Genomic DNA, 16,379 nt, shown 5'->3' on the forward strand with positions numbered 1-16,379 from the left:
CGCATTAAAATTCCATATGGATGCCCAGGGAATAGATCCTGCTGGAAGGCCAGAAGCCGGAATCCATTCCGCGCATGCTTAAATTGCCGTTGGCAACATCCGGATCCAGCCCTCTGTATTTGGTGATGGTAAACAGGTTCTGTCCGCTGACAAAAACACGGGCGTTGCGGATTTTCATTTTGCCCAGCCAGTCCGTGGCAAAGCTGTACCCGATTTCCAGGTTGCGTAAACGGGCATACGAGCCGCTTTCCAGCCATCGATCGGTCTGTGCCATATTATTGGCGGAGACCGAAGGGTCGCTGCCGTTATCAATGGCCAGTCTGGGGTCATCCGTATTGGTGTTGTCAGGTGTCCAGGGGTTAATATCGGAGCGGAAATTCACCAGCTGGTAGCTGTCCAGCGGGCGGCGCACATCATCATAGATCTGATTGCCGAAGATTCCGATCCACTGCATATTCAGTGTAAAGCCCCGGTAACTTGCATTGAACTGCAGGCCTGCCTGTAAGGTCGGCCATGGAGAACCATGGAAGCTGCGGTCGTTATCATTGATCTGCCCGTCATCGTTCAGGTCTATGTAACGGATATCTCCAGGCTTCGCATTGGGCTGAATAATTTTTCCATCGCTGCTTTTATAATTATTGACTTCTTCGGCAGACTGGAAAATGCCGTCGGTCTGGATCACATACCACGACGCCATGGGATGGCCTACCTGTGAGCGGACAAAGTTGGCGGGCTGCAGATAATCCACTTTATTACCGTTCTCATCCAGCCCCTGGTTTCCGACGGACAGAACTTTGTTTTTAATCGTCGTGAAATTACCAGCCAAGTCCCATTTCAGCGCGTGGCTATGGTCACGGTAGGTGGCAGAAAACTCTATTCCCGTATTGCGGATGGAGCCGGTATTCACAAAAGGACTGCCACTGCTTCCCAGGTATTGTGGTAAGGGCACCACTAGCAATACGTCATCGGAGGTAGACCGGTACCAGTCCAGGGAAACATCCAGACGGTTATCCAGTAAGGTAATATCGGCGCCAATGTCAAGTTGATTGCGCTTTTCCCAGTGTAGGTCCGGATTGGTCACGATGGCCTGATACTGGCCCAGGTGCGGCGTTTCATCCGTGCCGTAAACGGCGCGGGTGGTGCTGCTCACATAACCTACATACTGCCAGGCGGCCAGCGCATCACTGAAGCCCAACTGGCCGTAGGAGGCGCGGATTTTCAGGTCGTTGATCAGCTCACTTGTAAAGAAGTCTTCTTTACTGACTCTCCAGGCAGCCGCGGCTGAAGGGAAATAACCGGTCCGGTAATCCGGGCCGAAACGGGAATCCTGGTCAATTCTGCCGGTCAGTGTCAGCAGATACCTGTCAGCATAATTGTAATTAACCCGTCCCAGCCAGCCGTGGGAACGCCATTTATTACTCACGCCTCCTGATGCGGACGGTGTACCGATGGCCGAGCTGATCGTGGAATACAGGTTGCCGTTCAGGTTTTGCAATAACGTTCTGGAAGCACCGGTATAGCTTCTGTCCTGCTGGGTTCTGGAGAAACCGACCACGCCGTTGATATAATGTTTCCCGAAATGATGATCAAAGTTGATGGTATGTTCCAGCAACAGATTGGTGAACCTGCTTCTGGTCTCCGCGGCAAAAGTCTGCGCAGGCTGATTGGTATAGCGCCAGACTCCGGTATCGCGGATTTCACCCGTATAATCGTAACTGACTTCCAGCCCGGCATTGAATTTATAGGTCAGCCAGTCTGCCAGTTTAATCTGCAGATAGCCGTTGCCGACGAGTTTACCGTACTCGTTGCTGATTCTGTCCAGCGCGGCGGCAGCCAGATAGTTATTGGCATAGGTGGGATTATTAGCCGATCCCAGCCCCCAGCCGGCGGGATTGGACGGATACTGGATCGGGTCCTTATAAGACTCACTCTGGGTCATAATAATCGGCAGCATCTGTGCCGAATTATAAAATACATTGACACCGCCGCCCGGATGATGGTTATTATTATCGGTCAGCATCAGGTGTTCCCCGAATGTTACACGGCCCTTGCGGACTTCTGTATTGATACGCAGGCTGGCCCGAGTGAATTTATTACCCACGACCGTTCCTTCATTACCGTAATAAGATCCCGCGATATAATAGTTTGCCGTATTAGACCCGCCCGATACTCCCAGGGTATAATCCTGATAGGCACTGGTCCTGTAAACAGCGTCCTGCCAGTCTACATTAATTGTATTGTTTTTAAGCTGCTCCTGAATATCTTTGGGCATGGCGACCCCTGAATTGGTATACTGCTGTTTGGCTGTTGCCAGAAAACCGGTGGCATCCATAACGTCCCAGGTTTTGGGCAGCTGCTGCAACCCATATTTACCAGACAGGGATACGACTGGTGCCCCCGCCCGGCCTCTTTTGGTCGTGATAATCACCACGCCGTTACCGGCTCTGGAGCCATAGATCGCCGCCGCCGAAGCGTCTTTCAGTACCTGTATACTGGCGATATCATCCGGATTGATGGTAACATTTGCATCGGAGAGCATCCCGTCGATGACATATAACGGACTGGCATTCTGGAAACTGCCCACACCACGGATTTCAATGACACTGTTCTGTCCGGGTGCACCGCCGTTGCGGACCGTTACGCCTGGAACCAGTCCCTGAATGCCTTCCGCTACCGTTCCCGCAGACACTTTCGTGGAGTTGTCCATGTCGACCACACCGGTCGCACCGGTCAGATCTTTTTTGAGGACCGTCTGATACCCAATTACAACAACGGAATCCTGCCTGGAAGCTGTGGGTACCAGCGATATATGTAAGTCCTTTTCATTTTGATACCGAATCGCATAACGCTGAAATCCCACATAGGAAAAAATAATGGAATCCCCGGCGGCGACATTGACCGTAAATTTCCCGTTGTTGTCAGTCAGACTGCCCCGGGTGCCTGACAGATCACTGCCGTCCGTCTTGACCTCAACGGAAACGCCCCCCAGTGGCGTGCCGGCCTGGTCCTGAACAATACCCGACACTTCGGCAGCCGACTGGGCCAGTACCCCATTTGAAAACAACACGCCCGCAAACAGTGATAAAAGCATGGCAAGCAGGCTTTTAAACGCTAGCAGTCCTGGCTGGCATTTGAGCCCTGCCGGCCGAAGTGTCCGGCCTTCTGAATGACCGTCATTGGAATGGTAATAGTAATTCATTGGTAAGGATTTATTTTTCTGAATGCTCCATGATTAGCGCCTCAACTGTCCGGCAATCTGAACCTTAAAAAATAAATTTTTCAGTATTTTAGTACTGACCTGTTTGCGGGAACGGTACTGGGGAGCCTTCTTGGCAAATTTCATTGACAAATTTGTAACATAAAACAGAAGACGATACGACGTTTTCTCTCATAAATTCAACATATTTTATCATTTTATTAATTTTTCACACCACAATTTGTTAAAGACTTATTTTCGTTAAGGATATCTGACGTCTACAAAATGAAAGAAAACCAATACAAGCAGAGCTGGAAAATACCGACAGCAGCCACTGCGCCCCGACACTGGATGCAGACGGTACTGCTGCCAGTGGTATTATTCTATTTTTCTCAGAAAGTTTCTGGACAGTCAACCTATTTCCGGCACTATCAGGTAGAAGACGGCCTCTCCAATAACACCGTCTTTTGTTCAGTACTGGACCGGCACGGCTTTTTATGGCTGGGCACCAAAGACGGACTGGACTGTTTCAGCGGATACAATTTTAAAGAATACAGCCACGGAGACCAGCCACATCAGCTAAAGGACAGTTATATCAGAAGCCTTTTTCTGGACACTTCCGGCCTGCGTGATATCCTGCTGGTCGGTACCCGTATCGGGGTATTCCGTTTTGATCCATTAAAAGAGCAGTTTGATTTTATATTAAAGACCGGCGGTGAGGTGGATGGCATGGTAAAAGATAATACTGGGCATTTATGGGTAATTGCCCACAAAAAACTTATCTGCCAGGATCTTGGCAGCGGCAGCGTTGTGTCCATACCTTCCCTGACCCATCTGGAAGCCACCGCCCTCTGTAAAACACCGGACGGAAGTGTCTGGGTAGCCACGGCATCCGGCAGTATAAATCGCCTGGTTCAAAATGCCGAGGGAGATTATCAGCGACTTGAAAGCTACGATATATTTGCCGGTGCCGGCCAGCTGAATCCAAAATGGATTGAGCGCATTTGCGCCATGAAAGACGGCCGTATTCTGATCGGCACGTCCAATTACGGCGCAAAGCTTTTCGATCCGAAAAATGGATCTGTCCGCTCATTGATTACCTATAACAGCGAGAAAAACGGCATCTTTGCCCGTGATTTCAAAGAAGTGGGAGATTCCGTCATTTGGATCGGCACTGAATCCGGCATCTACATCTATCATCTCCCAACAGGCACTTATAAGAACCTCACCCAAAAAACAGGGGACGCTTATTCTCTAAGTGACAACGCCGTATATACGCTCACCGTAGACCGGGAAGGCGGCATCTGGGCCGGCACCTATTCGGGAGGGCTTAATTACTACCCGCATCCATACAGTAATTTTGAAAAATACTACAGCGGACAGGGAGATGAGAATGCCCTCTCAGGCAATGTGGTCCGGGAAATCTGCCAGGACAGTAGCGGTGATCTGTGGATCGGCACCGAAGACGGAGGGCTGAACCGACTGAACCCGACCACGGGCAAAATCCGGCATTTTAAGGCAACCGGAAACCCTTCCGACATTAGCTATCCGAATATTCATGGCCTGTTGAGTTATGGGGACACACTACTGATCGGCACTTTCGAACACGGTCTGGATGTACTGAACCTTACAACGGGAAAAGTAACCGGTCACTTTCCGGATCAGGCAAGACAGGCCGGCCGCGAAACGGTGCTTAAAAGTAATTTTATCGTAACCATTTGCCGCAGTCTGGACGGAGCGGTTTATCTGGGTACCCGCCTTGGCTTATACCGGTTCTACCCGGATAAAAACTCCGCCGGAAATTATTTTGAGTCGATTGTTCCCGAGCTGGCTGCCGCCTTTATACACACGCTTATGGTGGACAGTAAAGGCAGGATCTGGATCGGCACCATGGGCAGCGGCCTTTATAGTTATGACCCTGGTACCGGGGCGGTTCAAAAATTTACGCATGCCAGGGATCGTGGCAGTTCTGTCAGCAATAACTGGATTACGACTACTTTTGAAGACAGCAGGGGCAGACTCTGGGTAGGTACGGAAGGTGGCGGACTTTGTCTACAGCATAAAAACAATCCACAGGTTTTCACCTGCTATACCACCCAGGACGGGCTGCCCAGCAACACGGTTTATAAAATCCTTGAAGACAATCAGGGCTATCTCTGGCTGACCACCTCCAGAGGACTGGTCCACTTCAATACCGCAACCGGTAAAAAGGAAATCTTTACCACTGCCAACGGCTTGCTCAGTGACCAGTTTAATTATAATTCGGGGTTTAAGGACCTAAAGGGCAGATTATATTTTGGCTGTGTAAAAGGTCTGATCAGTTTTGATCCGGCCAGTTTTTCGCGGTCCACATTTACGGCACCGCTTTATATCACATCCATACAGGCAGAGGGAAAGGAGATAGCGACCTGGAATGACCTGCTCAATAGTAAACTCTCAGAAGACAGCAACAGGGATATGAGCCCTCATTACATCGAAATCCCTCACCGCAAATCTTCCATCACCATTGAATTCGCGGCACTTTCTTATACGGCACCGGAAATGATCCAGTACCAGTACAAACTCGAAGGTTTGGATAAAAACTGGACCTATCTAAGCAGTAACAGGAAGGTGTACTTTACCAACCTTTCTCCTGGCACCTATACTTTTAAGGTTAAATCGACCAATGTCAGCGGAAAATGGAATCCTAAAGAAACTATTCTATACCTCCGCATACTGCCGACCTTCTGGGAAAGTAATCTGGCAATCGCACTGTATGTGCTGACCGGTCTGGGCATTGCCCTGTTTTTATTCAGGAGTTATCACGACCGCGTCCGGGAAAAAAACAAAAGGCTGGTAGAACACATGGCCTATGTCAAGGAGAAAGAACTCTACGAAGCGAAAATTGACTTCTTTACCCATGTAACCCATGAGATTAAAACACCGCTGACCCTCATAAAAGCGCCGCTGGAAAAGATTACCAAACACATCGATCAGTATCCGGGAATACAAAAATATATCCGGATGATTCAACGCAACGCCACCCGGCTGATTGCTTTGAGCGAGCAATTGCTGGATTTCAGAAAAGCGGAGGTTGCCGGCTACCCGTTGCATAAAGAAGCGGTGGACATGCGCGGCCTGCTTCAGGAAATCAGTCAGGATTTTACCGCACTGGCCAGGGAAAGAGGAATCAGATTCAAAATGCATCTGCCGGATAAACCGGCTGTTACGTGGGCCGATAAAGACGCCATCACTAAAATCTTGACCAATTTGCTGGACAACGGTACGAAATATGCAGCATCCGTATTAGAAGCCGGACTGCAAACAGATGACGTCGATGGCCGCCGGCTGGTCTTTTATACACTTAATGACGGGCCGCTTATCGACCAGGCAGATCAGCAAAGAATTTTTGAACCTTTTGTCCGACTGGATACAGCTAAAAGCAGTTCCGGAGCGGGACTCGGGCTCTCACTTTGCAGAACACTGGCGAATCTGCACGGAGGCACGCTAACACTGCACCGGTCAACTGCCGGTTTCAATAAATTCATCTTAACTTTACCTGTACAACACGTGTAACAAAGGAGAAAGAAAACATGCAGGCAACGGCGACACATAAACACACAATCCTGATTGTAGACGACAATACGGAAATACTGGAATTTTTACAAGATGACCTGGAAGAGCAGTATACGATTCTCACGGCTACTTCTGTTAAAAAGGCGCTCCCTTATTTTGAGCAGGAAATGATTACACTTGTGATCAGCGACATATTGATGCCGGAAACAGATGGGCTGGAATTTTGTTGTATGATCAAATCAAATATTGAACTCAGCCATATCCCGGTCATTCTATTAACTGCAAAAAATGGTGTTCCGGCAAAAATAGAGGGCCTGGAGCAAGGCGCAGACGCCTACATTGAAAAGCCATTCTCTCCCGAGCATCTGCAGGTCCAGATTGCTAACCTGCTGAGTAATAGACACCGGCTTCGCTCCTACTTTTCCAGTTTCCCCCTTTCCACCATTCACAGCATGGCACATAGCTCCGCAGATGAACAGTTTTTAAATAAACTGCACCAGGTAATCGTACAACACCTGGATGATCCGGATCTGGATGTTGACCTGCTATCCACCAAGCTTTTCATCAGCAAACCAACTTTATACAGAAAGATCAAATCTATTGCCGATATGACACCCGGCGAACTGATTACTGTCACCCGTCTAAAAAAATCTGCAGAATACCTGGCGGAGCAGAAATACAGTATTACAGAGATATCTGTTATGGTGGGCTTTAACTCTGCCACCCATTTTGGGCGTTGTTTTCAGAAGCAGTTTGGAATGAGCCCCAGTAAGTTTTTGATACAAGGACAATCAGAATAACAAGAAAATAGCGGCAGTACAGACTATAGATAATAACTTCAGCCGTTATTAAGCAATAATTATCAATATTTATTGCTCGTTTGCAATAAAAGATTATTTTGCATCAAATCTATATGCCGCATTGAGTTATCACCCAATAAATAATGAAACAGATCTGGTCGTCTCTTTAAAAAAGAGAGAGGAATCTGCCTACAGTTATTTGTATGATCACTACAGTGCAGCGCTTTATGGTTTCATACTTCAGATCACCTCTGAGCAGGAATTGGCGAAGGATATATTGCAGGACGTTTTTATAAAAGCATTTCAGAAAATAGATCTGTATGACGGACAAAAGGGCGGCCTGTACACATGGCTTACACAGATCGCTCGTAATACGGCCATTGATAAATTAAGATCCAAACAATATCAGAAAGGGCAGCGGACCTTCCCTCTGGATGAGGAAAAGATCGCCAACAGCGAAGAAGGCGGAACAGTCGTGCCCAATATGGATCATCTCGGCATAGACAAAGTATTGGTGGAATTAGATGAAACACATAAGAAAATAATAGATCTTGCATACTTCCACGGGTTTACGCAGCATGAAATCGCGAAAGAAATGGGCATGCCCATCGGAACAGTAAAAACCAAGGTGCGGAGTGCATTGATTCAGTTAAGAAAATTATTAAATATAGTATAGCGAATTTTGGATTTAAAAGATTACATATCATCTGGTGTCCTGGAGAACTTTGTTCTCGGTCTGCTCTCTGAAAATGAGCGCAGTGGGGTCATGCACATGATGAAACTTCATCCTGAGGTGGCTGACTATGTCCGTTCTCTTGAGCATACACTGGAGCGCTACGGTCAACTCCATGCAGCCGTGCCTCCCGGTGAACTAAAGTCTGCTATAATGGATCGCATCAGGGCGCAGAAAGAAGAAGTGGAAGCCCATCAACTTATTGCCCCGAGACCGGAGCATAATGTAAGTCTTTGGCGGAAGCTGGCGATAGCGGGTATGGTTCTATTACTGTGCAGTATTGGTCTGAACATATATTTGGGATCCAAAAACAACAGAAAAGACGTGAGGATTCAACATCTGTCTGAGCAACGGCAGCGACTGGTAACCGATAGTCTGCAGACACGTCAACGCCTTATCCAGTCGGAAAGACAAATAGCCTTGCTGTCTGACCCGGATCTTCAGCCTATTACCATGAACGGCGTTAAGCAACATCCTGGCATCAAAGCAACCGTTTACTGGAGTCCAGATAACAGAACAGTTTTCCTAAGCAATTCTGAGCTTCCCGATATCCCGGCGGGTAAGGCTTATCAGCTATGGGCCATTATTGATGGAAAGCCCGTTGATCTGGGCCTTTACACACCAAAAGACGAGGAGCACCTTCCCATTCAAATGAAAAATACAAAGGCAGGAAAAGTCCAGGCTTTTGCCATAACTTTAGAAAAAGAAGGGGGTAGCCCGACACCTACCATGGAGCAGATGTATGTCATGGGTCCCGTTTTATAGTAAACCTCTATAGCCTGATGAGGCATTATCTGAAAAAGCTCAGACCGGTACACCAAGTCTGTGTTGAACAGGATTTGAATCATAAGGCCTTTCCCACCTAAGTGCTATGGTTGTTCAAGTCTCTTAAATTTTTTTTATCAGTTCAAATCAGTGGAGCCTGATGAGGCGAATAGCCGATTCTGTTTTTAAAATAAAGCAAAAGGCAAGGCTTAATTTGCTTGTACGCGGCTACAAATTCATCATCCAGCAATTCCCCTCGGCTGATGCAGCTTTTTTTTGTTATGATAAGGATACTTATAAAGGCAGATAGCATTGCTTACAGGCTGCATTTTCACAAATGCAGGGCGTCGCTTCAATACATGAAATAACGCCCTGACTTCAACACCTATGTTACATGATTGCAAAAGAGTTCTAATTTTTTGCCGGTTATTTTAGCGGCTAATCGGCATCAGAGGCGATATCGCCTTCCGTAGTATATAACAACGCGCCTAGCTGGCCGATAACGCTTGCAGGAACATCCAAGGATTGAGCAGCCTGAGCAACATCTCCCACAAAGATATCAAAATCGGCTTTCGTGCTTGTTGGATGGTCATCTGACCCGAATCTGGCAAAGGTTGCATGGTTATGAACCGTCTTCATATCCGGCCCTTTATAGACATTTTGCTTACTGACCGCTGTCTGGACAAAATCGGTGAATGAGTTTAATAGATGGGCCAGCCCAGTGGTATTACCATCCCCAACCTCGGCAAGTAATGTAGGAAAATAAACTGCCAGACGGTTGTCGGATGCAATGACACCGAGCGCTTTATTGACTACCGTTCTGATGGCCAGGCGGCCGGCCTGTATCTTTTGCCCTTCATTATCCGGATCGTTGATCATTTTTGTGCCCTGACCGGCAACCTGTCCTTTCGCTCCCTGAATAAACCAGCCTAAGGTATCATACAGTGGTGTGGAAGGGATAACGGTCATATCGTTTTTATCATTGCTGTGACATGCGCCGAAAAGCAGAAGAATGCAAGTGAAAGGAACCACGAAAAGACCGATTTTTGATCTGGTTTTCATACTACTGATTTTTATTGATTTGTAATTGAGGTATATATTTTAATTGATGGTTTTAGAAATAACAGACGTTAATTTCCCATAGAATGAATTATTATCCATAACCGGGCAGCCTTTTTTCAGATCATCAGCGGAGACAGTATACCGTTTCGCTCCATCAGACCGCTGCCCGAAAACCTCATTATATATTTTTTGAGTATTGTTTAACCGGTTATCGAACGTGTAGACAACATTATGATGCTGCTTACTGAAATAGGCAGTCTTTACACCGCTTTGCGACAGAAGTTCTTTCTTTACCCTGCTTATCTGCATGCTGTCCAGGGTAGCGGGAAAATCGATTCTGGCCATTTGAGTATGCTCAAAGGGTAATGGCCCCCGGTGATAAACCATTACAGCTATATGAACCACTAGCGTCAAAAACAATAAAAACCCCAGTGATAAAAGGCCCAAAATTGTCCACTTAATTTTCTTCCGCATGTGCATATTTCCATAGATTTAACCGGTGATCATTATATTGACGTTACCAAATATCCGCCCCGAAGTGCTTCTTTTTGGGGAAGCCACCTATAATAGATACGAATAATGATGAAGGTTGGATTTCACTATGGCCCTTTTTCTTGAATATTTTTTTACGTAGGAAAAAATATAGCGGGATCAAAACCCAACAATAAAGTGACAATCAATAGGTAATAATGACATTTAACTTCCTAAAACCCTTCCTTATCTGTGAACATCTGCAATAAATGACGATCTGTGATAACAACATCAATAGCTATAACAAAGAGGCCTATCTATAAAAGCGGGCGCGGTGCTCGCTTTTATAGATAGGCCTCTTTGTATTCTTCACTCATTTGCTATAAAATACAACCCGGGAAACACCTCTCTCAAGGCTACTGTTCGGGTGGCACATTATTTTCAGCGCCTGGGTAACCGACATTCTGATTAATATGCCCTTCAGAATTCGCCAAGATCCAGTTCTCCGGTATGGGCCACAAAACATGGTAAGGCTTCATATTAAAAGCATTAGTAGAATAAAAATAATGCGTCGCATAAAAATTATTTTTAGCCATTACCCTATCATAGTACCAGTTCTTAGTACTGAAATTAGCTGTGGTATAGCCATTTTTATTTTCCTGCGCCATTAAAAAAGCAATCCTGGTCAGTTCAGATTTACGGTGCTCCTCCAGATATAATTCTCTGGCTCTTTCATCCAGGATATCCTCTAAATTCACGCTTGATAAAAGCGGTGCTTTAGCTCTGGCACGGATCGTGTTGACGTCCTCTGTTGCCTTCGAAATATTATTCAGCCACCAATACGCTTCGGCACGAACCAGATAGGTTTCTGCCAGCCTGAATACATATGAATCCGTAAAGCCGCCTGTGGGCGCTTTCCCTTTATTAATATCGTCCTTGTGAATCAGTACTTTCACGATAGGGAAAGAAAAATAGCAACGAATCGTATCCCCTATATATTTAGGCTGAAGCGGTTTGCCGAACCAGGTGGCGCTCCCACCCTTTGAGGGCGGCCGGTTGTAATAAAGCCTGGATTTATCGAACCAGTTATTTGAATTGTGGCGCATATCGGTACCGGCATTTTCCCAGATCTCATACTGGCCATAATTAGAGGGGCGTATTTTTGCGATACCACGGCCCAGGCTATCGACTTCCGCATACCCGTCATAAGGAGCAGCATCATAAGTTGTTCCTTGTTTTCCGTCGGGTGTTTTAACTTCACCCCCATTGCTCCAGTAAGGCACAAAATTACGCATCCTGTAAGAGCCTTTGTCTGAGCCGTCACCCAAAACGCCATACCGTTCCTGTACCACATATAGTCCTTCCTTATTTTCCGGAGAACTGATATTGTCCGGGTCAAACAAGTCATTGAACACATCCAGTTTTGCATTCCCTGCATTGACGCCAAAACGCTCCGTCATCAGTTTGCGGCCATAATTATTGATACAGCGCGTTGCAGCGTCAATGGCGCCCTGAAAGTCACCCAGGGCCAGGTCAATTTTAGCCAGCATATGTTCTCCGGCGGCACGGCTTACCGCGCCGGGCTCTACAGTAAGTGGCAGCCATTGAACCGCAAATTCCATATCCGATTTCATTTGTTTCAGAATCTTTGTTCTGGAGGCGGTTTTGAAATCCAGCTTCGGCGTAGTTACTTCTTCAAGCGACAAAGGCACATCGCCAAACTCGTTGACCAGTAAATAGTACCAATAGGCTCTGTGAAAGTACCCTTCTGCCAGAATCTGATTTTTGTCTTCTTCAGAATCAAAAGTAGCCTTGGGTACATTACTGATAACAGTGTTGGCATAGGTGATTCCATCCCATCCCAAAAGCCAGTACCGCATATAAAGACTGTAATTGGAAGTTGGCGTCAGCTGGGTTTCCAGGTTATGGATCTCCTTTGTCTCAGGGCTGCCGATCACAGAGAGATCAGAAAAAGCATACTCGTATACAATGGGGGTCCGACAGGTGCCTGCATCGAAGGCGTCTCCCACCCATTCAAATTTTTGTTGCTTGCGACAGGTAACCAGTGCAGATTCGAGCCCTGCCTTGTCAATAAAAACATTCTCGGGCGCATAAAAAGACAAAGGTTCCGGTTTAAGTTTAACGCATCCATTAGCACTCGCCATAAGACAAATTACTACCGCCACTTTTAATATATTATACTGAGTTTTCATAATCAATTTATTTCAATAAGTAAAATTATAGGGTTACATAGACGCCAAAAGTGAACAAACGGGGCACCCTACCCACTTTGCGGACATTATCATCATCTATCATTTCGGGGTCATAATACTTCCATTTGGTAATAATAAACGCATTGTCGACGCTTACCATCGCCCGCAGGCCCTTGATAGAATATTTGCTGATCATGTGCTGGGGAAACGTATAGGCTAGTGTCGCGTTCTGCATTCTGATAAAGTCTCTTTTTTCGTAGAAGTTAACGGTCGGATTATTGGAATTAGAAGCCAGTCTTCCGTAAGAGGAAGAAGGGCTCCACGGTGTCCAGTACTCATTCATAATAGAATTGGAGCTCTGAAAGTATCGATTGTCTTCATTTCGGCGCAGCGAATTAACGCCCCAGTAATCAAATGCACCTCTTATCACAAAAGAGAAATCGAGATTCTTAAATAACTGGAGATCACTTCTAAGAGAGACCCGGTATTTTGGAACAGCGGAACCGATCCAGACCTTATCATTATCATTGACAACGCCGTCGCCATCTACATCCAGCGCCTTGGGGTCACCGGGTAACTTACCATATTTAGCGGCCTGTTCTTCTTCCCCGATTTGCCAGATGCCTGTCACTTTATAGTCTCTGATGTCATGAATGCCGTGCCCGATAAACCAACCGTTAGAAATATCATCGGCTTCTTTGCCGGTAGCAGAGTCTGTTGTTCCGTATAGGTGAACGATTTCATTACGATTCAGGCTAAATATGAGAGAAGTCGACCAAACCACTTTACCCGGGTGATTGATATTGACGCTGGTAAGTGACAGTTCCAATCCTTTATTGTCCACCTGCCCCAGATTGGCCAAAATGCTGCTATATCCTGTAAAGCCAGGGAGTAGCCGGCTTAAGACCAAGTCTGTGGTCTTATTTGTATAAGCATCAATAGTTCCTGAGAAGCGGTTGTCAAAAAGACCAAAATCGACACCGATATTGGTTGCATGGGTTGTTTCCCATTTAATGTTAGGGTTGGCCAGGGTGGTCTGATAGACCCCTTTTATATTCTCTCCTCCCAGGATATTATCTAAGGTATGGAGCCTGGCTAATGCGGCATATCTGCCAATATCCCTGTTGCCGCTGGTACCCCAGGATGCTCTTAATTTGAGATCATTAAAGGCAGAGCCTTTCATAAAATCTTCTTCAGAAATTCGCCATGCAGCCGCAAAGGCCGGATACGTGCCATACGGGTTGTTCTGGCCAAAGGCGGAGAAGCCATCCCGGCGTATAGAAGCGGTGAGTAAATAACGATCTTTGAAACTATAGTTAACCCTTCCCAGTAAAGAGGTGCCGGTCTGCACCTCATCGTTAGAGTTGATTACCGGGTTGATCCCGAGGTTCAGCTGATGGTAAGTCAGATTGCCGTTAGGGGCAAATCCTTCATTTTCAGATTTGGTTTCAAAGGTCTGAAACTTCTCTTCGCCCGCCACCATGGTAACGTCCAGGCGGTGTACATTATTAAAGCGATAATTCCAGTTGAGTATATTTTCGACACTCCATTCATAATCGGAATACTCTCTGCGGGAGGCTGCTCCTCCCTTTGACACGCCAGGCTTCAGATCAGAATCATAATAATAATCCTTGATCCAACCGTAGCGGTTATTCCAATTGGTCCTAAAGGTGATACCAAATGGAAGCGTCAACTTACCATAAAGTGTGGCATTTAATGTTTGTGCCCTGTAAAAATAATTATCGACGGTACTGACATATAAAGGGTTCGCCACTCTGGCGTCTCCGATCGGATAAATTGCCAGCGTACCATCTTCATTATACATATTACCATATGGGCTCATAACATCTGCGTTCCCTTCGTTTACTGTAATACTATTGTCACTTCTCTCGGCAAATTGTGTATTGGTCCCAAATTGCAACCATTTGGTAATATTGGATTCCAGATTAATCCGACCATGCACAGATCGGTAATTATCCCCAACAATAAAACCTTTATTATTTGTATAACCGATAGAAGTATAGTAAGACGTCCTGTTGCTTCTGCCGGAAATGGCAATATCATGATCTTGCCTGAATCCGGTCTGGTATACCGCGTCTCTCCAGTCCACTGTCTTACCGGCTTTATAATTATTGATCTCAATATCCGCCATTTGCAAACGGGATAACCATGTTTCTATGTAGTCTCCGTCAAAAGCGCCGTCATAATTAGCCCACTCATCTTTAGTCACCCCCTCTGGCAAATGATCTGGGTTATCATAATAGCCTTCACCCTTTTTCTGACCATCCGGCTTAAAATAATCGATGGTTTTAAAATAATCTGCCCTTCGCTGGACATACTGCTCAGGGGTCGGCAGCGGCGGGATACCCAGCATTTTTGCCACACCGACTTTACTGCTAAAATCAACTTGCGGCGCTGCTGAGGTGCCCTTTTTAGTCGTAATGGCGATGACTCCTGCCGACCCCTTGGCGCCATAAATAGCCGTAGAGCTCGCATCTTTCATCACATCAATACTGGCGATGTCATTAGGATTGATATCATTTAGATTACCGTTAAAGGTCACCCCGTCCAATATAATTAATGGGGACGTAGAAGCTTTCAGAGATGCAGGCCCCCTGACTTCCAGCCTTCCGCCACCGGCGGCACCATTATTGACACCCACATTCACGCCAGGCACGCTTCCCTTGAGAAAATCAATAAAGCTGGTAGCCACTTTAGTGTCCAGCACCTTTTTGTCCAAATGGGAAATAGCACCGGTCAGATCTCTTTTGGTAGACGTTCCGTAGCCAATAACGACAACATCATTTAAAGAACTATCACTATTGGCAATCAATGTAACATTGATCACTGTGTCTGCACCCAGTATTTTTTCTGACGGTTGATAACCCACCATCGTAAATCTTAGGGTGTTTCCTTTATCAGCGGCAACGATAAATTGTCCGTTGTCATTAGAGATGGCCCCCGAATTGGTATTTTTAAGTGTAACCGAAACGCCCCTGAGCGGCAGACCATCGCTATTTCTGACGGTACCGGCGTACTTTGTTTGCTGCGAATACCCGGCGATCGTTATCAGTATTCCAGGCAACAGATAAATTAGAAATTTAAATTGCTTCACGATTGAATTTTTATAGATGAACTAAAAGCATAACTCTGTTTGCTTATATGGTTTTCCCAAAGTCTATGTATGATTATTTATAAGTAGTGTCATTATACATTTCGTAGTCATCACGTCTGGTCAGGCTAAGTGATAACCGTTCATGATATTTTCCATTCCCTCAATAATCTTTTCTATATTACATGGTGCACAATCTCTCTCAAAATGGCCCCAGTAATCTATCTGACAGCGTTTTTACGCTTCAAATAGGCCGCTTGCAGGCCGACATAATACTAAATAGCGTTTAAGCGGTTGAATGTGAAGGACCTGAACCTCAACCATACCATTATATCTCTTTTAAGTCTGGTTATATGATATCCATAAGCAAATTTGTAACATTCCCTTATCAGAAACTCTGCATATATTCTCATTGATTCAACTTATTTTATCATTTTATTAATATTGGATTACGATATTGTTAATTACCTTA

9 protein-coding genes are annotated in these 16,379 nt (G+C 45.9%); 4 read left to right on the forward strand and 5 right to left on the reverse strand.

The features are described 5' to 3' along the window. Positions 1-4: 4 nt before the first annotated feature. A complete protein-coding gene (locus tag K9M52_RS00405; protein ID WP_224070091.1) occupies positions 5-3,199 on the reverse strand; it encodes a SusC/RagA family TonB-linked outer membrane protein in 3,195 nt (1,064 codons plus the stop codon). 282 nt (positions 3,200-3,481) lie between these two features. Between K9M52_RS00405 and K9M52_RS00410 the strand changes: the two genes are divergently transcribed. The 4 genes from K9M52_RS00410 (at position 3,482) to K9M52_RS00425 (ending at position 9,049) form a co-directional block, all read left to right on the forward strand. Continuing rightward, positions 3,482-6,751: a ligand-binding sensor domain-containing protein gene (locus tag K9M52_RS00410; RefSeq protein ID WP_224070092.1), complete on the forward strand. Its 3,270-nt coding sequence runs from the start codon at positions 3,482-3,484 to the stop codon at positions 6,749-6,751. 17 nt (positions 6,752-6,768) lie between these two features. After that, positions 6,769-7,551, forward strand: a complete 783-nt coding sequence (locus K9M52_RS00415) for a response regulator transcription factor (protein ID WP_224070093.1) — start codon at positions 6,769-6,771, stop codon at positions 7,549-7,551. A gap of 121 nt (positions 7,552-7,672) precedes the next feature. After that, the gene (locus K9M52_RS00420; protein ID WP_224070094.1) at positions 7,673-8,227 is read left to right on the forward strand and encodes an RNA polymerase sigma factor; all 555 of its coding nucleotides are present in this window, start codon (positions 7,673-7,675) and stop codon (positions 8,225-8,227) included. Between the two features lie 6 nt (positions 8,228-8,233). Continuing rightward, the gene (locus K9M52_RS00425) at positions 8,234-9,049 is read left to right on the forward strand and encodes an anti-sigma factor (protein WP_224070095.1); all 816 of its coding nucleotides are present in this window, start codon (positions 8,234-8,236) and stop codon (positions 9,047-9,049) included. Between the two features lie 438 nt (positions 9,050-9,487). On the opposite strand, the gene K9M52_RS00430 is transcribed toward K9M52_RS00425, so the two are convergent. From K9M52_RS00430 to K9M52_RS00445, 4 genes are all read right to left on the reverse strand, one after another. Next, positions 9,488-10,111 carry a globin family protein gene (locus K9M52_RS00430; protein ID WP_224070096.1) on the reverse strand — a complete coding sequence of 208 codons (624 nt, stop codon included), beginning with the start codon at positions 10,109-10,111 and terminating at the stop codon, positions 9,488-9,490. Positions 10,112-10,150: 39 nt separating this feature from the next. Further along, positions 10,151-10,591 (reverse strand): hypothetical protein, encoded by a 441-nt coding sequence (locus K9M52_RS00435; RefSeq protein ID WP_224070097.1) that lies wholly within the window; start codon positions 10,589-10,591, stop codon positions 10,151-10,153. A 407-nt stretch (positions 10,592-10,998) separates the two neighbouring features. Then, complete coding sequence (locus tag K9M52_RS00440; protein WP_224070098.1) at positions 10,999-12,795, reverse strand: RagB/SusD family nutrient uptake outer membrane protein; 1,797 nt, start codon at positions 12,793-12,795, stop codon at positions 10,999-11,001. A 25-nt stretch (positions 12,796-12,820) separates the two neighbouring features. Next, complete coding sequence (locus tag K9M52_RS00445) at positions 12,821-15,910, reverse strand: SusC/RagA family TonB-linked outer membrane protein (RefSeq protein ID WP_224070099.1); 3,090 nt, start codon at positions 15,908-15,910, stop codon at positions 12,821-12,823. Positions 15,911-16,379 lie beyond the last annotated feature (469 nt).

It is taken from the genome of Arachidicoccus terrestris (assembly GCF_020042345.1).
Lineage (GTDB): Bacteria > Bacteroidota > Bacteroidia > Chitinophagales > Chitinophagaceae > Arachidicoccus > Arachidicoccus terrestris.